Below are 18,090 nucleotides of genomic sequence, written 5' to 3'. Positions count from 1 at the left end.
CCCCTGCAGGATATATCCTGGAGGGGATTTCTGGTAATTTTACTCGGAGAGATTTCTCCGCAGTGGAAATTAGTTCCGTTTGGAAGCGCGCTTGGCAGCCTTCAACGGGTTGATGCGTACCTTAACAACCTTAACCTCAGGCTTGGCATGGGTTGCAAAATTGCACAGGCCCAGACGCCATTTTGATTCCGGATTTAAGTAAGTATCACAAATTTTATTTCCATCTGCCTCAACGATGCGATCGCATCCTTCACATTTGTCGATTACCGGGAGAAATGCGCCCTCGTTAAGTTTTGCCATCTTGTTTGTCTGCATATCGCCAACTCCTGAAAAAATATAAACTTTTTCTTGAATCAGAAAAAAATCTTCCATACAATTACTGAGGCGATACGGATGAGCATGCCTCTCACTTAAAAGTTGACTTTTATATAAGCAAAAGCACGGTCTGTCAACACTTACTCGCCATCGTTGAGTATGAAAAACAGTTATCCGTTCGGAGATTTTTTATGCCGGTCTATGTCTGGAGTGGAAAAAACAGCTACGGCGAGAAGCGAAAAGGCGAAGTTGAAGCCCTTGATCTTGAGGGGGCAAAGGCGCAGCTGAAACGTCTGCGCATTGAGAATCCCAAGGTTAAGGAAAAACCCAAAGATATCTTAGAAAACATCGCCCTGTTTCAACCGAAGGTTACCGGAAAAGATATTGTTATCTTTACCAGGCAGCTTTCGACAATGATCGATGCCGGTCTGCCCCTGGTGCAGTGCTTGCAAATTCTTGGTAAGCAACAATCCAACGCCACCTTTAAGAAAGTGCTGCTTTCCATCCAAAACGATGTCGAGACAGGAACGACTCTGGCCGACTCAATGCGCAAACACCCCAAGGTCTTTGACAGCCTCTACTCCAACATGATTGAGGCGGGGGAGCTTGGCGGTATCCTTGACACGATCCTCTCCCGCCTGGCCGCCTTTAAAGAAAAGGCCATGGCCTTGCAGAAAAAGATCAAAGGCGCCATGACCTACCCTGTCATCTGCCTGGCGATCTCCATTCTTATCCTGGTTGTCATCCTTGTCTTTGTTATTCCTGTTTTCGTGGAGATGTTCGCCAGCTTGGACTCAGCGCTCCCGGCGATCACTCAGCTGGTTGTGGATATGAGTGATTTTGTCAAAGGCAACATCATCTACATTCTCATAGCAGGCATTGCCCTTTTTTATGGTGTGAAAAAGATCTACAACACCGAGCGGGGACGCCTCAAAATGGATGCTTTTTTTCTCAAAGCACCGATTGTAGGCCAGCTCACCCGTAAAGTGGCAGTTTCCAAATTCACCCGAACCCTGAGCACCATGCTGCAAAGTGGTGTTCCTATTCTTGATGCACTCCAGGTTGTTGCACGAACCTCGGGCAACAAGATCATCGAACGAGCTGTTTTTCGTGTCTCAGACAGTATTGCCGAAGGTCGCCCCATTGCCGAACCCCTAGAGGAGTCCGGTGTTTTCCCCAACATGGTTGTCCAGATGATTAATGTAGGTGAGTCGGTTGGTGCTCTGGACACGATGCTTGAAAAGATCGCTGATTTTTATGATGACGAGGTCGACCAGGCGGTAGAAAACCTCACGGCAATGATAGAACCGCTCATGATGGTTTTTCTTGGTGGCATGATTGGCGGACTTGTAGTAGCAATGTATCTCCCAATATTCCAGATGGCGGGAAACATCTAAGGCGAAGTGATTCTTCCCTGAATTCGTGATAGCGGGTGGTAACTGAACAACGTCTTTACGCGTGTCGGTCTTTTTTTTAGGCACAGCTGACCTGTTTTGTTCTCCCTCTATTTTTTGGGTCGTTGACGAATCCAGTTAAGATTTTCAACATCGTCTTGAACACAACAATCAGTATCAGGAGATAAACGAACATGAGCGAAATTACCGGCATTATTGCCAGAGAAATTCTCGACTCTCGAGGTAACCCCACTGTAGAAGTGGATATCGAACTTGAATCCGGTGCCACCGGCCGTGCGGCTGTTCCATCAGGAGCATCCACCGGAACCCGCGAAGCCTTGGAGTTACGGGATAAAGCAGACAAACGTTACGGCGGCAAAGGCGTGGTAACCGCCGTCGCCAACGTGAATGACACCATCGCTCCCGCCATTCTCGGCTTTGAGTCTTCACAGCAGGTCATCATCGACCAAACCATGCTTGAGCTTGACGGCACGGCCAACAAGGAAAAACTTGGAGCCAACGCCATTCTCGGCGTTTCCATGGCAGTTGCGAAAGCAACAGCTGCCGAGCTGGAATTGCCCCTATATAACTATCTGGGCGGGGTGAATGGCAAGGTTCTGCCGGTCCCGATGATGAATATCCTCAATGGCGGCGCCCATGCTGATAACAACGTTGATATCCAGGAATTCATGATTCTTCCCGCCGGGGCCGCTTCTTTTAAAGAGGCGCTGCGTATGGGAGCAGAAACCTTTCATGCCCTGAAATCGGTTCTCAAAAAACGTGGACTGCAGACCGCAGGAGGTGATGAAGGAGGTTTTGCCCCCAACCTTCGCTCCAACGAGGAAGCCATGGAGTCTATCCTTGAGGGTATTACCCAGGCAGGCTATACCCCTGGCAAAGATATCTTTATCGGTATTGATGCGGCCGCAAGCGAGTTCTATTCTGCCGAGGAAAAACTCTACATTCTCAACGCCGAGGCCAGCCCTAAAAAAACGGCTGAAGAGATGATCGAGTTCTACAGCAACTGGGTCAACAAATACCCCTTGATCTCCATTGAGGACGGTCTGGATGAATCGGACTGGGATGGCTGGAAACTCCTCACCGATGCTCTGGGTGACAAAATTCAGTTGGTCGGCGACGATATTTTCGTCACCAATACCAGTATCCTGCAAGAGGGCATCAAAAAGAATATTGCCAATTCAATTTTGATCAAACTCAACCAGATCGGCTCTCTCACTGAAACCATTGATGCTGTTGATATGGCCCACCGGGCTTCGTACACAGCAGTCATCTCCCACCGTTCCGGTGAAACAGAAGATGCCACCATTGCGGATCTTGCCGTGGCATTGAACAGTGGTCAGATCAAGACCGGAGCCCCCTCAAGAAGCGACCGTGTAGCTAAATACAACCAGCTGCTCAGGATTGAAGAGAACCTTGGTTCAGCGGCTCGTTATGCCGGTATTGGGGCTTTTGGTTTTCTTGCATGATCCATATTGACAACCTGCTGTATTACTTCCTATAATCTAGGAAATGTTCTACAGGTTGATTCTCACAATGTGTGATACCCCTGGAGGTGTACGATGACTTTGACGAAAGCAGATTTAGTCCAAATGGTCTACAAGATGCACCCGCATCTCACCAAATCTCAATCGACGGACTCGGTGGAGACCTTTCTCACCCTGTCTAAATCTTCACTCATAACCGGTGAGGATTTATTACTCAGCGGATTTGGCAAATTCAACATCAAGGACAAAAAGTCCCGTCGCGGTCGCAACCCGCAGACTGGGAATGAACTCACCCTTGACGCTCGTCGCGTGGTCACTTTTAAACCTTCGGGCATCCTGCGTTCCCGGATCAATTCCGACTAGGAATAGTGCATCTCAAGGGGAATCAAGGGGCGCCGCTATTATACCGGCGCCCTTTTTCTTTGCTGAACCCGTCAACATCCACCTGCTTGTCACGGATTCAGTTCCTTTTTGCCTTTACCACAACAGAGCGTAATGAACACTCAGCCACTCACACTTACCCCTGCGCAGTTTCAGCTCGTTCCCCTTGTAAATCTTGACTTTCCTGCCCCTCTGCTGGCCACGCTCTACACAGAACCAGACCTTGAGCTCTGCAGCCAGCTGCAACAGTATGGCCTCTTTGAACCGCTTCCCGTGCACAAGGTTTCTCCCGACTGTTTTCACCTGCTCGCAGGCTTCCAGTACCTGCCTGCACTGCTCCGCTTAGGAGTTACGCAGATAACCTGTCAGGTCATTGCTGAACCTGACACGTTTTCCTCGTATGCGCTCCAGATTCAACACGGCCTGTCGACAGTACCGACAAGTCCTATTCTGCAGGCTGCTCTGCTTCGTGACGCATCCTCCACACTGGCAGAGCCGGAGGTGCTCAAGCTTCTTGGTTTACTTGGAGTCAAGCCACAGCGATACAAGCTCGAGGAGTTGCTCTCGTTGTTACGCCTTGAACCAGCTGTGATCAAAGCGCTGCACACAGGTATTCTCTCAGCCAAAAACGGCAAATATTTTTCGCGTATTGCAGCAGAAGACCAGAGCTATCTCGTTTCTTTGCTGGAAATATTTCGTCCAGGTGGGTCCAAACAACAGAGACTCATCGATATGCTTATGGAACTTTCACTGCGCCATGCAAAGCCCATGAAAGAGGTGATACAGCCCTGGTTGGATGCCCGGTCTTCAGACGAACAACCCAATCTCCCCCAACAACTTCAAGGAATGCTACGCTACCTGCAGGAACAGAGCAATCCCCATCTGGTGGCTGCTGAAAGACAATTCCGGCTCAGCTTGCAGGAGGTTGAACTCCCTACAAACGTCCATCTGCACCACGAGCTTTCCTTTGAGGATGAAAGCGTTGAGCTGCGCATCACCTATGCAGATCTCACCAGTTTCAAAGCGAACTGGCCGCGCCTGAGCCCACACATTCCCCTTTGGGAATCTTGAATAATTGCTTTTTCCGCCAATCCCGGCGTCATGCTTAAAATTTTATCCTCGGAATATCATGTATATGCCTGCGGTAAAATTTTGCGCAATCCTTGGCCTTGATTGAAAAATCTAATTATTCAAGACACCCCTTTGCTGAGGAATTCCTGACAGCAGCGTCCTTTAACTTTGACCAGCAAACGGAGAAAAAATGAAAAGGCGGCCCAAATGGGTCGCCTTTCTTTTTTTTCTCTATACAGGGAGGATCTCCCGTAACAGAGTATGCTCATATGTGATTATTCAATCAAACCAACAGCTCCAATCCGGAAAAAAAGTAACCGATCTCAAAAGCCGCGGTCTCGGGAGCATCCGAACCATGGGTCGCATTTGCCTCAAGTGAATCACCAAACTCCCGGCGCAGGGTTCCCTCGGCAGCATCGGCAGGGTTAGTGGCCCCCATCAGATCACGCCACTTCTTGATGGCGCCCTCGGCCTCGAGCACCATGACAATGCAGGCACCACTGGACATAAAGTCAGTCAGCTCACCGAAGAAGGGGCGCTCTTTATGTACATAGTAAAAGCCTTCTGCTTCTTTCTTGCTGAGGTACAATTTTTTCAAACCGACAACACTAAATCCTTCGGCATAGATACGGGCGAGAATTTTACCGGCATTTCCAGCGGCAAAGGCATTGGGTTTAATGATGGCAAATGTACGTTCCATAGTCGCGTTTCTCCTTGGCTAATAGTCTCAGAGTATGGGGTGTCGCCTCGTGGAGAATCAACCACAAGGCGGATTGAGCGCAAGCGCGCCCTCCTATACCATGATCTCATGACAACAGCAAGGAATCGCCCCCCTTTCCTCTTCTTGACCACTACAAAAAAAAGGTAGCAGCCTTTAATAAGACCGCTCCCTTATCAACAGATGACTGCTATATCTCACTCAGTCTTTCAAGAGGACAAACTGCCCGTCTTTGACAGCGAGCATGGCAAAGGCATCAAGACCAAGTCCACCATGATCGGTCGCGGAGAAATTAAAGGTACCGGCTGTACCGACAAGTCCCTGAATCCCTTCAATGGCGTTGCGAACCTTCTCGCGATCGGTGCCACCTACTTCAATGGCCTTGGCAAGGATGGTCATGGCATCATAGGTATGCCCACCAAAGGTGGAGACTTTTTCTTTATATTTTGTCTCATAGGTCGTTTTGTACTTCATGAGGACATCTTTTTGTACGCCAGCGGGTAATTCGTCGGCAACGAGCAGACGGCTTGCAGGAAAAATAATCCCCTCTGCAGCGACACCAGCAGCCTGGGCGTATTTAATGTTGGCAAAACCATGGCTCTGATAAATAGGCACATCCCATCCTGCCTGGCGAATATTTTTGGCCAGGATGGACTGTGCAGGCACGATGGACCAGTTAACCACAGCCTGAATTTCAGCGTTGGCCTTGAGCTTGGCAACAATGGCAGTGAGATCAGTGGCATGCTTGTCGTAGACCTCTTCAGCCACGATGCTGATGCCGAATTCCGGGGCCAGTTTTGCCAGCTGTCCCTTGCCCGCTTTACCAAAACCATCATTGCCAGCGAGAACAGCGATCTTTTTGATCCCTTTCTTCTGCATGGTCATAAAAATCTGCTGGGCGGCGTAGCGGTCGCTGGGGGCAGTCTTAAAAACATACTTGGCCACAGGGTTAATAATCAACTCCGCAGCAGAGCAGGAAATGAGGATAGTCTTGCCGGATTCGGCAATCTTCTTAATGGCCAAACTCTCACCACTGGTTGAAGGCCCAATAATGGCAAAGACCTTTTCTTCTTCAATCAGCTGTTTGGCAAAGGAAACTGCCTTTTCAGGGCTTGCACCGGAATCTTTTATGATCAGCTCGATGGTGTTGCCGTTGATGCCCCCCTTGGCATTCATCTCGTTGACCAACATCTTCAAGGATCTGGCCTCGGGTCCTCCCAAAAAAGAGGCGGGACCGGTCTCGGCCAGAATGGCACCTACTTTAATGGTTGCTCCCAATGCGGTAACACTTAAAAGCATCAGACTCAACACGATCAGACCACCTAAAGCGGCAGTCCTTTGGATCCAATTTCCTTTGTTCATCCTCTCCTCCTCTGTGATAGGCTTTTCCACATAGCTTATGGATGCTTACATGACTAGGCTTATATGACAAATAGTCCGGGGATAGTCAAGGCTGCCGTGGAAAAGTACATGAAAGGAGCAGATCCTGAAAAACAGAGGATTGCATCAACATTTTATATATCACTCCCCTTTTGTCCACGGCAGATGTTCCATTCATCTCAATCCGTGAGATGCATAAATGCGTCAGTTTCGCTGTTTGTTCTATGCCGATTAAAGTACACCTTATCGATCTGTAACGAACAATAAAAGTGGCGTGCTGATAAATGCCTTGAGGACATTACAGATCATAGAGAGTTTCATCATGGATCGGCGGCCTTTTGCCGCGAACCTTCTTTTTCATCGCTTCCAGACTAAAAGGTTCTTCACCGTCCATCAGATCCCCCATCTCCTGCTCGATCTGGTCGGGATCTTCTCCAGATTCCATACGGGCGATGGCCTCTTCCATGTTCTCACCCAAATTCAGGCCGGTTTTGTCGGCAAACTTACGCATCAACTGCGCGACCTGGCGAGGATCGTCCTCATTGACATTTTCTGCCTCGTGCATAAGCGAGGCCATTGCCTGCTCCATTTTTGACTCATCAAGGCCTGCGAACGGATCGTCACCATCTTCCTCCTTGGCCTTACCGATGGTGGCAAAGGTGGACATCATCTTTTGTAATTCGGGCCGTCCGCACTTGGGGCAGGCCGGACGCTTCTCGGTGTTTGGCCGCTGGGAGAAAAAGTTAAAAACGGTATTACAGTCGACGCAGAAAAATTCGTAAATCGGCATGGTAAAAAAGACCTCCTTATCAGGCAAGAGGCTGACCGGCAAGGACCGCATCAAGATGGACCTCAGCAATAGCATCGGTTATGCGAACTTTTCCCACGCCTTCAGGAAGGACAAAAAAGACGCGGCCACCAACGGTTTTTTTATCGGTCTGCAGATACCCACGCAAGGCCTCCGCTGAATAATCTTTGGGGATGGTTACCGGCAATTCATAGGCAAGCAACAACTCGTTAATCGCTGTGGCACATGCAAGTGGCGCGATACCGGCACGTACCGCCAGCTCAGCCACCGCCTGCATGCCAATAGCCACGGCAAATCCATGAATCAGCTGATAGCCAGAAGCCGCCTCCACTGCGTGGCCGATTGTATGCCCGAAATTGAGAATACGACGAAGCCCACCCTCTCGTTCATCCTGCTCAACCACATCCGCTTTCATCTCACAGCACCTGCGCACCATATAAATAATAGAGGTGGCATCAAGTGCCAATATGGATGGACGGTTTTCACCAAGCCAGGTAAAAAATTCCGCATCAATGGAGGCACCATATTTAATGACCTCGGCCATACCGCCCAAAAATTCTTCCCGTGGTAGAGTCGAGAGTACATCGGTATCTATAAACACGGCCTGCGGCTGGTAAAAACACCCGATCAGATTTTTTCCCTGGGGAATATCGACGCCGGTTTTGCCGCCGACAGAGCTGTCAACCTGGGCCAGCAATGTGGTTGGCACCTGAACAAAAGGAATCCCACGCATATAGATAGCTGCAAGAAAACCGGTGATATCGCCGGTAACACCTCCCCCCAGAGCAATCAACGCGTCTTTGCGATCAAATCCCTGCTCGGCAAGTGCACTTGCAAGCTGGCCAATAGTTGCAAGATTTTTACTTGCCTCACCATGGGGAAAAGTGATCAATTCGCAGGCAAGCCCGGCCTTTGTCAGGGAGTGCAGAAGAGCTTCGCCATAGAGGGCTGCCACCTGATCATCACTGATGATAGCGTAGCGTTTCCCCACCTGCTTATCCTGCAAAGCTGGGCCGATCTGTGCAAGCACTTTGCTACCAATACAAATGGGATAACTCCGCTCTCCCAAGCCAACCTCTATTGTTTGCTCCATTGAATCCTCGTTCTCTCATTGACCGTCATCTTCGAGTCTGCACTCACCCATGAGTGGATCATTTTGCTTTTCATGCAATCTAAAAACTCTCTTTGAGCCGTCCCTACTGTAGAGAGTGGCTCTTTGCAATAAAAAAGGAGATGCCGCCCAGAGCGACATCTCCTTTTCAACAAAAACGCTTACGTGATGAAGCGGGTCTTACATTGCGGCACCAGAAGCAGCACCCTGCATCTTAACCTCAACCTTCTCGGTCAGGCCAGCGTAGTATTTACGCAGGTGTACGAGCACCTCGTCGCGACCGAAGTGGTCAACAACCGGAGCACCGTCAGAAAGCGCTTTACGCAGTTTGGTACCAGAAAGGATAACGCGATCCTCTTTGGTATGCGGACATGTACGCAGGGAAGCCATACCGTCACATTTGTGGCAGTAGAAGGTCCAGTCGATCTTCATCGGCTTGCAGAGCAGGTCTTTGGAGTCATCACCGGTTACGGGGATGCGATCGAAGATCTGCTGAGCCTCGAACAGACCGTAGAAGTCACCAACACCAGCATGGTCACGACCGATCAGCATGTTGTTTACACCGTAGTTCTGACGGAAGGTAGCGTGGAGCAGACCCTCACGAGGACCAGCGTAACGCATGTCAAGCGGGTAACCAGCGTTGATTACGTTCTCTTTGACAAAGTAGTTCTCGATGAGGATTTTGATAGCCTCAACACGGGTGTCGGCAGGAATGTCGCCCGGTTTGAGGTTACCGATCAAGCTGTGGATCAGACAACCGTCACATACCTCGATAGCGATCTTGGCCAGAAACTCATGGCTACGATGCATGGGGTTACGCAGCTGCAGGGCAGCAACGTTAGCCCAGCCACGCTCGTCAAACATAGCGCGGGTCTCAGCAGGTTTCAGGTATACACCCGGGTACTCTTTGGGGTACTCACCCTCGGAGAGAACTTTGACAGGACCGGCAAGGTTGAACTCTTTCTGGCCCATAACCATGATGACGCCAGGATGATCTTCAGGAGCGATCTCCCAGAATTTGTCACCCTCAGACTCTTCGCCTTCGCCTTTGAATACTTTCTCGCACTCCCAACGTTTGTCGGCTTCGGTCATCTCGAATTTCTCGGTGACCTTCATGGTAGCGTAGGTCTCACCAGCAGCAACCAGAGCGATTTCATCACCTTCTTTGATGTCTGCAGCATCAGCAGCAGAAACATCCAGGGTGATCGGTACCGGCCAGAAGGTACCATCTGCCATGGTGAAATTCTCGCAAACGCCTTTCCAGTCTGCTTTGGTCATGAAACCGGTGAGCGGGGAAAAGCCACCAATACCCATCATGATCAGGTCGCCTTTAGCGCGAGCGGTGATCTCAACCTGCTTCAAGCCAGTGGCTTTTTTCAATTCTGCTTCACGCTCAGCGCCTTCAAGCAGGGCACATACAAGACCTTTACCGCCGTGAGGCGCAACCAATTTTGAACTCATAACTTTTCCCTCTCTGGTTTTATTCGTGTGAGAAAATTAGCCTACATAATTCCGACAGAGCCTGCCGGATTCACTTCCTATGAAATAAAAACTGAACCAGCATTCAGTCTTGATGATATTTAATATACGGGCGGGGAAAGTCAAGAAAAAAACTCATGATAACGATCAAGAAAAATGATGATAACTTTTTTGCGCGCAGAGGAAAAACCGCAAAAAACTAAAAGAAAGAAGCATCCATACTGACAGGATAAGTTCAAAATGACACAAAACACCTGGCTGGAGGTATGATATTCGAAGGTCCAGCGTTATTTCTCTCCTAGGCAGGGCAGCAAATGACGCGGAGGATAGTCCCTAGCCTAAAGCCTGAAACCCTGGCGGCGTGTGGGCACTGAACAACGGAGCCTTTTAATAAGGCGAAGATTTTTAAACAAATGCATGAATTGTTCAGTTTTATCCACTGCCCTTTGGGGCATCCATCAGCATGCCACCTTCATTGCCTGCAACATGCTGAAAAAGAAAACGTTAATCGACATGGCACACACAACGAAACTGACGCGTCGATGCATGCTCACGGTTTCAGGTAAAAAAATTTTCTTTCTTCTCGAACGACACAACAATACCCATAATACGAGGTAGAATCAACCGGTTATAACCATTTTTAATCTTTGTCCGCAAGAAAGCACCTCTGGCAACCAAAGAATGCGCACGGCTCCAGGTTGCTTGCAGAATCAAATAATTACGCATGCCCCCCTAGTCCAGCCTCACAATTACGTGTCATTTTGCCCCGCAGTAAAAGGCAAACAGAGTCAATTTGACCCAATCACTTCTTCGTTTTTCCCCCTTCCCGTGGTATTATGGAGGGGTCCAATCCGCTATAGAGACACCACTTTCAAACAAGCAGGGTCATTTAACCCCACTTTCCCTTATAAGGACGTTTCCTCCGCAAGCAATGAGGTATTCGGCATGAAAGATGCAATATTAACTCTGCACGCCAAGGATGGTTCCGTTGTCCAACCACGATTTCAACGCGCAGCAACCTCAGCTGCAGCGGATTACATGCAGCAAAATGATGCGGATACTGACGACTCCTTCAACGCCCCCGTCCTTGATCTAGCCCATATTTTCAGTATTACCGACCATTCGCAACTTCCAGAGTCAGGTTTCATGGATATAACAAAATTTGCCATTCCAGAAATAATATTTGGGCGAGGAAGCCTCAATTACGCGGGTCAATGTGCCCTACGCCTTGGAGCCAAAAAAGTCTTTCTTGTCAGCGACGATGGTATTGAGGAAGCCGGTTGGCTCCAGCGCCTCATGGACATCTTGGAAAAAGAAGGAATCAAGTGGGTCTATTACCCTGGTGTTACTTCAAATCCACGAGATTTTCAGATTGAGCAGGGAGCTGAATTCTATTCCAAAAACGGTACAGACGTAATCATTGCAATCGGCGGCGGCAGTGCCCTTGACACGGCAAAAGGAATTGCCATCATTGCCAGCAATGGAGGGCGTATACGGGATTATGAAGGTGCAAATCGGGTCCAACGCCCCCTGCCCCCCATGCTTTTTATCACGACCACAGCTGGCAGTGGCTCGGATATCAGCCAATTTTGCATCATCACCGACATGAAGCGTGGGGTCAAAATGTCCATCATCACGCGGACGCTGGTTCCCAACATCTCCATTGTGGACCCTTTGATCCTTCGTACCAAAACAGAATCGCTCATCATCCAATCTGCAGTCGATGCTCTGGCCCATGCCATTGAGGCGTATATGTCGCGTATCGCCTCTCCCTTTACCGAAATTCACTCCCTACGAGCTATTGACCTGATACTCAACAATCTACAACGCGCTGTAGCCACCAGGTCTCTTGATTCTCTGGAGCAGTTAAGTATTGCCTCCGTCTCTGCCTCCATGGCCTTTTCCAATGCCGGGCTGGGTGCTGAGCACGCACTGGCCCATGCCCTTGGCGGTCATTTTGACATGCGCCATGGCGTGGTTCACCCCATTCTGCTCACCAGCGTTATGCGTTTTAATATGGGAATCAACACCCAACGTATGGCGGATATAGGTCGCCTTATTGTCAAGCGGCAGGTAGGTACCGATCGAGAAACCGCTCTTGCTGGGATCGAGAAACTCGACGAATTCTTTGCCTCCTTTGACGTTGCCCTTCGTCTTTCCCAACTCATTCCGGAAAGTGAACGGCATCATTTGGAAGCTTTATGCAAAATGGCTGTTCACGATGCCTGTAACCTGACGAATCCACGGCCTGCCACCTGGGAGGAGTTCTATCAGATCTGTGAGGAGGTGTGGTAATGCCACACTATACAACCTTAGAAGATCTTGTTGGCATTGAACATTGCAAGCTCGGTTTTTATCAGGAGTTGCAGCAGAAGGTCGAACAACTCAAAGGATCCAACCTTGAGCTAGAAAAAAAGCGTAAAGAAATCCAAGCGCTTCTTGACGGCATTACCGACCTGATGGTGGTGTTAAACGAAGATCTCTCCATTCAGCGGGTCAATCATGTCTTCACCGACTGGTTTCCCGGTATTGATCCCATTGGTCGCCACTGCCATGAGATATTTCGGGGACACCATGGCCGTTGTGATAACTGCCCGGCTCTGCGCGCTCTCGACCGTGACGAAATCATCAAAGACTTATGCATCTACAAGGTCAACGACGATTATAAGCACTACGAGATTATAGCCTCCCCTCTCAAAACCAGCCCCACCGGTGAGCGTCAGGTCCTTTTGTTTAAACGCGACGTCACCCTGGAAAAAGAGTTTCAGGCACAGTTTTACCAGGCCGAAAAGATGGCCACAGTGGGAGCTCTGGCTGCTGGGGTTGCCCATGAAATTAACAATCCGCTTACAGCCATAAACGGCTTTGCCCAGGGACTCAAGCGGCGCATTAATCGGCTCGAGGGACAGGTCGAAGAAGAACTGGTGGGTGATTTTAAGGAATACACCCAGACAATCATCAAAGAGTGTTTGCGTTGCCGTGACATCGTCCAGACCCTGCTGACCTTTTCTCGACCGACAGCGGCAAGCCTTGCCCATATCGATCTGAACCAGTGTGTGACCGATACCCTCTTTATTTTGAAACATCATTTTAAAGAGCAGCACGATCTTACGGTGAATACAGAACTTCAGGATGATCTCCCCCAGATCTTAGGCGACGAATCCCAACTCAAACAGGTCATTATCAACCTGCTGACCAATGCCCTTGATGCCACAAGCGATGGTGGTTTGATTCAGATCAAGACCCACAGCAATGAATCCGGTGGCGCGACTCTGGTTATTGAGGACTCTGGATGCGGGATCCCTCTGGAGTATCAAGACAAACTTTTCGAACCGTTTTTCACCACCAAACCGGTGGGAAAAGGAATCGGTATCGGACTCTCAACGTGTTATTCGATTGTTAAAAATCATCATGGAGACATTAATGTGACCAGCGCCGTCGGCGTTGGTTCGGCATTTCGTGTTTCTCTCCCCGGAATTAAAGAAGAAGAATGGACAGAGAAAAGTATTCCATCCTTGTCATAGACGACGAGGAATCAATTAGACGGCTGCTGCAAAAAGAGCTGGCCAATAATCGCAGAGAAATACTCACCGCTGCAGACGGGGCCGAAGCATTGGCCATGATCCGCAGCCATTGGTTTGATGTCATTATCATGGACCTCTGGCTGCCTGATGTGCAGGATCTGGAGTTGCTCATCAAAGTACGGGAGTCTATTCCGCACATCGAGGTCATCATGATCACCGGCCACGGGGACGTTGATATCGCGGTTGAAGCCATGAAGCTTGGAGCTTGCGACTTTATCCGTAAACCCTTCAATCTGGATCGGTTGGACCTTATTGTCGAAAAAGCACATCAACGTGTCCTCCTGTCGCGGGAAAATGCGATGCTGCGCCACTCAACCGGCCAGGAACAGAACAATGTCAAATTTATTGGCAACTCCGCATCCATGCGCGACATTCACTTTCTCATTGAAAAAGTCGCGCCTGCCTCAATCCCTGTCTTAATCACAGGAGAGTCCGGAGCGGGAAAAGATGTGGTTGCCCGCATGATCCATCAGCGTTCGCCGCTTTCGGCAAACCCGATGATTGTCAAAAACTGCGCGACCCTGCAAAAAGAACTGGCCCGTAGCGAACTCTTTGGCCATATCAAGGGGTCGTTTACCGGTGCCAACGAGTCACGCGAGGGCTTGCTTTCCTTTGCCCATGACTCCACTCTCTTTCTCGATGAGATAGGTGACCTTCCCTTGGAAGTACAGGCCTCGCTGCTCCGTGTTCTGGAGACCGGCTCCTACCGCCGTGTGGGAGAGAAGGAAGAACGCAAGGTGAATATCCGTTTTCTCTTTGCCACCAACCGCCATCTTGCCGAGGAGGTTGATAAAGATCGGTTTAACGAGGCGCTTTTCCACCGCATCAACGCCTTCAGTATCCAAATTCCATCACTCAAGGACCGCAAAGAAGATCTCCCCCTGCTGGTGGACTATTTTCTCACCACGCTCAGCCCGGATAACACCAATTACAGGATAGTGGAACAGGCAATGGCCTGTATTCTCAAATACAACTGGCCGGGTAATATTCGCGAGCTGAGAAACGTTATCGAACGCTCAATTATCCTTGCTGAAAATGGCATCATTACCGAACGCTGTCTGCCACGGGAGCTGGTTGAATCCTCGGCGTCCAATGGGGCGGCTTTGACTCTGGATTCTGTGGAGCGGGAGCATATCCTGAAAATGCTCGATTTCTATGGTGGGAATCGGCAGAAAACTGCCGACACTCTGGGCATCAGCCGAAAGACCCTCTATCGCAAACTGACCCAGTACGCGATCGATTAAATCAATTCGACCATCATCATGTACAACAAAAAGCCCTCTTCACTCCGCGTTGAGTGAAGAGGGCTTTTCAGTGGAACCCTGAAGGGCACAGTCTTATTTAAGCTTGTCTCATTTTCAAAAGAAATTCTTTACGTTACAAATTTTTTCTCACCAGCGCCCGCAAGAACACATCCTCCCCCGCCCGTGTGAAGGAAAGAATCTCAAGAGGCAGGTTCCCAGGTTTTTCTTGCAAGGCAAATCCCTGCATTAGGGGAACGCCCTGATCCCCTATAAAAAAGGGTGCATAGTAGAGCTGTACCTCATCCACCAGTCCTGCCTGCCAAAATGCTCCGTGGATTCGAGCCCCTCCTTCCACAAGAAGAGAGCTGAGCTGCTGTTTTCCCAAGAAACGGACAACCTGATGTATATCCAGGTGGTGGTTGTCATCAAGAGGAAGGGGGTGGACAACGGCTCCGGCCTCTCGTAAAGCCTGCATCCTCTTTTCAGGTGCATCCTCTCCGCACAATACCCAGGTGGCTGCCTGTGAGTTTTGGCTGAGCATCTGAGCGTTGGGAGAAAGGCGTAGCTGGGAATCAAGAATAACCCGCAGGGGATCGCGGGCGTCTGCTTTGCCGGGGATCCTGGTGGTCAGACTGGGATTATCGCTGAGTGCCGTTCCAATACCGATGACCAGGGCATCAACCTGATCGCGCAGCTGATGTACAAGCTGGCCTGATTGTGCACCTGTAACGCCACCGCCCTGCCCTGCCGTGTAAGCGATTCTTCCATCCAGGCTGAGCCCCGCTTTCAGGATAACCCAGGGCAGACCAGTGGAACTCAATTTGACAAAGGGACGGATGAGATCCGAACAGGCTTCTTCCAGGACAGCTGTAGTGACGTCCACTCCCTGAGAACGCAAAAAATCGGCTCCGCCACCAACGACACCAGGGTTGGGATCCATGGCACCAATAACGACATGCTGAATTCCGGCCTTTAAAATTGCCTGGGTACAGGGGGGGGTTCGACCGGTATGATTACAGGGCTCAAGGGTGACAAAAATTGCCCCCCCCCGGGCGGCCTCACCGGCATCGGCAATGGCATTGACCTCGGCATGGGGAGTCCCTGCTTTTTTATGATACCCCCGCCCGACAATATTCCCGTTGTTGACGATAACTGCTCCCACCGGAGGGTTGGGTGTGGTCCGCCCGACACCTTTAAGGGCCTCTTCAAGGGCCAACTGCATGTAGTCTTCGTGCTGCAAAAAAACACCTCTTCATTCTTGATGACAACGTAAAAAACACATCCCTAAAATCCAGGTGCCAAGTGGCCCAAGGATGCCAACAGGGATTCGGGCTAATGCGTTCTGCGCTCACCAAGAAAGGTTTTCAATTCATCCATGAACTCGTTCACGTCTTTGAATTGACGGTAGACCGAGGCAAAACGAACATAGGCGACTTCATCCAGGGCAGGTAACGCCTCCATTATCCACTGGCCAATCTGGCTGGTTGGGATCTCTTTTCCACCAAAATCCTGGAGTTTTTGCTCAATATTGTCCACAAAGGAATCAATGTCAGTCATGCTCACAGGCAGCTTTTCGCAGGCTTTTTCCAAACCGGCCACAATCTTGCCTCGATCCCAAGGTTCACGCCGACCATCCTTTTTAATCAGCATGGGCAGCATTAACTCAATTCGCTCATAGGTGGTAAAGCGACGGGCGCAGCTATCGCATTCACGTCGACGCCTGGTGATGGTCTTATCCTTATTGATTCGAGAGTCAATAACGCGACTGTCCAAATGACCGCAGTAGGGACATTTCATAGGCTGGTTGATTGGGTAAAATTAAGCCCGGGCCGCCGAGATCGCAAGCCTTGGGCGAGGTAAGATCCCGCAGCGAAGAAAAATTGGGCAAAGGTGCCGTGCATAAACCTGAATCAGTGACGGCAGGTAAAAAAAAATTGTGTGAAAATCTTTGCTTCATATGCTGGATACGTTGCTCAGTTTCCCCCGCCGTCAAGGATTCAGAAGATATCGAGTAGGGTGAGGTGAGTTAATTACTCTCACCTCATCCCTCTCACAGAACCGTACGTACGGGCCTCGTATACGGCTCCTGTTTATTTTCCTTTCTGTTCGAAAACACGGATACCCGTGGTTACAGCGCTGAGGTCAAACAGCCCTAGCTGTTGATGCAGATACGCATTGGGAAGAGCATAATGAGCCAATGGGCTGGCTGCATTATGCCAGGAGTTCATCCGGATGTAATCGAATGTTCCCTTGTACCCGAGTTGACGCAGGCGTCTATGCAGTTTCCCCGGCTTCTTCCAGAGTTTGAGCTGAATCGCTCGCAGTCTTCTTCGTATCCACCGTGCCAACTGCATGTACTGCCCTTTACAATTCGCTATGCGAAAATAAAAAGCAAAGCCACGAAGAACCAGATTGAGTTCATCGATTATCTGCTCTAGGTTTTTCCCAGAATTTCGCCGAGTCAGGGACTTCACCTTGTCTTTGAAAGAACGTATCTTACCTGCTTGAATACGAGTGTTCTGCGAGTGAATCATAACCCCGAGAAATTTCACTCCAAACCAACTGTGGCAAATATGCGTTTTCTCACGATTCACAGTGAGTAATAACCCAACTTCCAGATAGCGGCTTGCCTGTTCTAAAGCATTTTGCGCACCACTTTTTGAACAGCACAGGATCAGAATATCATCCGCATAACGGACGATGCGGTGGCCTCGTTCCTTCATAAACTGATCAAAGGCGTCAAGGTACACGTTCGCAATCAATGGGCTGATCACTCCTCCTTGAGGACTACCAACTTCACTGGCTTGCCAACCTTCTCCTGTCATTACCCCGCTTTTCAATATCAACCGCAACAGACCAAGAATACTCCCATCCTTCACCCGCAGGGAGAATGCGTTCAGGATAAGGCCGTGGTCAAGCGTATCGAAACACTTGGACAGATCCATATCCACGACCCATTTCCGATCGTACTTACGGATGAACATACTCGCTTTGGTGATTGCCTGATGGCAACTCCGCCCAGGGCGGTACCCATAGCTTGATGGATGAAAACCAGGATCAAATATCGGCTGAAGGATGTCCAGCAGGGCCTGCTGAACCA

General features: G+C 49.7%; 16 protein-coding genes. 7 read left to right on the top strand and 9 right to left on the bottom strand.

Going from position 1 to position 18,090, the window contains the following annotated elements; translation table 11 throughout:
* Window positions 1–69: 69 nt before the first annotated feature.
* Window positions 70–372 (bottom strand): PxxKW family cysteine-rich protein, encoded by a 303-nt coding sequence (locus JWJ90_RS14030; RefSeq protein WP_240194943.1) that lies wholly within the window; start codon window positions 370–372, stop codon window positions 70–72.
* 134 nt (window positions 373–506) lie between these two features.
* Between JWJ90_RS14030 and JWJ90_RS14025 the strand changes: the two genes are divergently transcribed.
* The 4 genes from JWJ90_RS14025 (at window position 507) to JWJ90_RS14010 (ending at window position 4,666) form a co-directional block, all read left to right on the top strand.
* The gene (locus JWJ90_RS14025; protein WP_205227859.1) at window positions 507–1,712 is read left to right on the top strand and encodes a type II secretion system F family protein; all 1,206 of its coding nucleotides are present in this window, start codon (window positions 507–509) and stop codon (window positions 1,710–1,712) included.
* 191 nt (window positions 1,713–1,903) lie between these two features.
* Complete coding sequence (gene eno / locus JWJ90_RS14020) at window positions 1,904–3,196, top strand: phosphopyruvate hydratase (protein ID WP_205227858.1); 1,293 nt, start codon at window positions 1,904–1,906, stop codon at window positions 3,194–3,196.
* A 93-nt stretch (window positions 3,197–3,289) separates the two neighbouring features.
* Window positions 3,290–3,577 (top strand): integration host factor subunit alpha, encoded by a 288-nt coding sequence (locus JWJ90_RS14015; protein ID WP_205227857.1) that lies wholly within the window; start codon window positions 3,290–3,292, stop codon window positions 3,575–3,577.
* A gap of 132 nt (window positions 3,578–3,709) precedes the next feature.
* Entirely contained in the window at window positions 3,710–4,666 is a 957-nt protein-coding gene (locus JWJ90_RS14010; RefSeq protein WP_205227856.1) for a hypothetical protein, read from the top strand.
* A gap of 283 nt (window positions 4,667–4,949) precedes the next feature.
* On the opposite strand, the gene ndk is transcribed toward JWJ90_RS14010, so the two are convergent.
* The 5 genes from ndk to sat form a co-directional block, all read right to left on the bottom strand.
* Window positions 4,950–5,366: a nucleoside-diphosphate kinase gene (gene ndk / locus JWJ90_RS14005; RefSeq protein WP_205227855.1), complete on the bottom strand. Its 417-nt coding sequence runs from the start codon at window positions 5,364–5,366 to the stop codon at window positions 4,950–4,952.
* Window positions 5,367–5,585: 219 nt separating this feature from the next.
* Window positions 5,586–6,746 carry an ABC transporter substrate-binding protein gene (locus tag JWJ90_RS14000; RefSeq protein ID WP_205227854.1) on the bottom strand — a complete coding sequence of 387 codons (1,161 nt, stop codon included), beginning with the start codon at window positions 6,744–6,746 and terminating at the stop codon, window positions 5,586–5,588.
* Between the two features lie 316 nt (window positions 6,747–7,062).
* On the bottom strand, window positions 7,063–7,554 hold the full coding sequence (locus tag JWJ90_RS13995; RefSeq protein ID WP_205227853.1) for an FmdB family zinc ribbon protein: 492 nt from the start codon (window positions 7,552–7,554) through the stop codon (window positions 7,063–7,065).
* A gap of 19 nt (window positions 7,555–7,573) precedes the next feature.
* Window positions 7,574–8,665, bottom strand: a complete 1,092-nt coding sequence (aroB, locus tag JWJ90_RS13990) for a 3-dehydroquinate synthase (protein WP_205227852.1) — start codon at window positions 8,663–8,665, stop codon at window positions 7,574–7,576.
* A gap of 198 nt (window positions 8,666–8,863) precedes the next feature.
* Window positions 8,864–10,144 (bottom strand): sulfate adenylyltransferase, encoded by a 1,281-nt coding sequence (gene sat / locus JWJ90_RS13985; RefSeq protein WP_205227851.1) that lies wholly within the window; start codon window positions 10,142–10,144, stop codon window positions 8,864–8,866.
* Between the two features lie 1,164 nt (window positions 10,145–11,308).
* On the opposite strand from sat, the gene JWJ90_RS13980 reads away from it, so the two are divergent.
* Genes JWJ90_RS13980 through JWJ90_RS13970 form a run of 3 tightly spaced genes read left to right on the top strand, consistent with a single transcriptional unit; the run spans window position 11,309 to window position 14,990 of the window.
* Window positions 11,309–12,457 carry an iron-containing alcohol dehydrogenase gene (locus tag JWJ90_RS13980; RefSeq protein ID WP_205227912.1) on the top strand — a complete coding sequence of 383 codons (1,149 nt, stop codon included), beginning with the start codon at window positions 11,309–11,311 and terminating at the stop codon, window positions 12,455–12,457.
* Window positions 12,457–13,686 carry a two-component system sensor histidine kinase NtrB gene (locus JWJ90_RS13975; RefSeq protein WP_205227850.1) on the top strand — a complete coding sequence of 410 codons (1,230 nt, stop codon included), beginning with the start codon at window positions 12,457–12,459 and terminating at the stop codon, window positions 13,684–13,686. The genes JWJ90_RS13980 and JWJ90_RS13975 overlap by 1 nt, the downstream gene beginning before the upstream one ends.
* A complete protein-coding gene (locus tag JWJ90_RS13970; RefSeq protein ID WP_205227849.1) occupies window positions 13,653–14,990 on the top strand; it encodes a sigma-54-dependent transcriptional regulator in 1,338 nt (445 codons plus the stop codon). Before JWJ90_RS13975 ends, JWJ90_RS13970 begins: the two co-directional genes overlap by 34 nt.
* Before the next feature lie 133 nt (window positions 14,991–15,123).
* Here JWJ90_RS13970 and ribD read toward each other — a convergent pair whose 3' ends face one another.
* The 3 genes from ribD to JWJ90_RS13955 form a co-directional block, all read right to left on the bottom strand.
* Window positions 15,124–16,230, bottom strand: a complete 1,107-nt coding sequence (gene ribD, locus JWJ90_RS13965) for a bifunctional diaminohydroxyphosphoribosylaminopyrimidine deaminase/5-amino-6-(5-phosphoribosylamino)uracil reductase RibD (RefSeq protein ID WP_240194939.1) — start codon at window positions 16,228–16,230, stop codon at window positions 15,124–15,126.
* Between the two features lie 92 nt (window positions 16,231–16,322).
* Window positions 16,323–16,787, bottom strand: a complete 465-nt coding sequence (gene nrdR, locus JWJ90_RS13960) for a transcriptional regulator NrdR (RefSeq protein ID WP_205227848.1) — start codon at window positions 16,785–16,787, stop codon at window positions 16,323–16,325.
* A 293-nt stretch (window positions 16,788–17,080) separates the two neighbouring features.
* Window positions 17,081–18,090: reverse transcriptase domain-containing protein (locus JWJ90_RS13955; protein ID WP_240194935.1), on the bottom strand; the 1,010-nt coding region annotated here is incomplete at its 5' end.

It is taken from the genome of Desulfobulbus rhabdoformis (assembly GCF_016919065.1).
Lineage (GTDB): Bacteria > Desulfobacterota > Desulfobulbia > Desulfobulbales > Desulfobulbaceae > Desulfobulbus > Desulfobulbus rhabdoformis.
This window is presented reverse-complemented; position numbering and strand designations above follow the sequence as displayed.

Coding starts and splice junctions, on each gene's coding strand:
- nrdR (WP_205227848.1), bottom strand. CDS start 16,787: ATGAAATGTCCCTACTGCGGTCATTTGGACAGTCGCGTTATTGACTCT.
- JWJ90_RS14010 (WP_205227856.1), top strand. CDS start 3,710: ATGAACACTCAGCCACTCACACTTACCCCTGCGCAGTTTCAGCTCGTT.
- JWJ90_RS14025 (WP_205227859.1), top strand. CDS start 507: ATGCCGGTCTATGTCTGGAGTGGAAAAAACAGCTACGGCGAGAAGCGA.
- ndk (WP_205227855.1), bottom strand. CDS start 5,366: ATGGAACGTACATTTGCCATCATTAAACCCAATGCCTTTGCCGCTGGA.
- sat (WP_205227851.1), bottom strand. CDS start 10,144: ATGAGTTCAAAATTGGTTGCGCCTCACGGCGGTAAAGGTCTTGTATGT.
- JWJ90_RS14030 (WP_240194943.1), bottom strand. CDS start 372: ATGGAAGATTTTTTTCTGATTCAAGAAAAAGTTTATATTTTTTCAGGA.
- aroB (WP_205227852.1), bottom strand. CDS start 8,665: ATGGAGCAAACAATAGAGGTTGGCTTGGGAGAGCGGAGTTATCCCATT.
- JWJ90_RS14000 (WP_205227854.1), bottom strand. CDS start 6,746: ATGAACAAAGGAAATTGGATCCAAAGGACTGCCGCTTTAGGTGGTCTG.
- eno (WP_205227858.1), top strand. CDS start 1,904: ATGAGCGAAATTACCGGCATTATTGCCAGAGAAATTCTCGACTCTCGA.
- JWJ90_RS13980 (WP_205227912.1), top strand. CDS start 11,309: ATGGATATAACAAAATTTGCCATTCCAGAAATAATATTTGGGCGAGGA.
- JWJ90_RS14015 (WP_205227857.1), top strand. CDS start 3,290: ATGACTTTGACGAAAGCAGATTTAGTCCAAATGGTCTACAAGATGCAC.
- JWJ90_RS13975 (WP_205227850.1), top strand. CDS start 12,457: ATGCCACACTATACAACCTTAGAAGATCTTGTTGGCATTGAACATTGC.
- JWJ90_RS13995 (WP_205227853.1), bottom strand. CDS start 7,554: ATGCCGATTTACGAATTTTTCTGCGTCGACTGTAATACCGTTTTTAAC.
- JWJ90_RS13970 (WP_205227849.1), top strand. CDS start 13,653: ATGGACAGAGAAAAGTATTCCATCCTTGTCATAGACGACGAGGAATCA.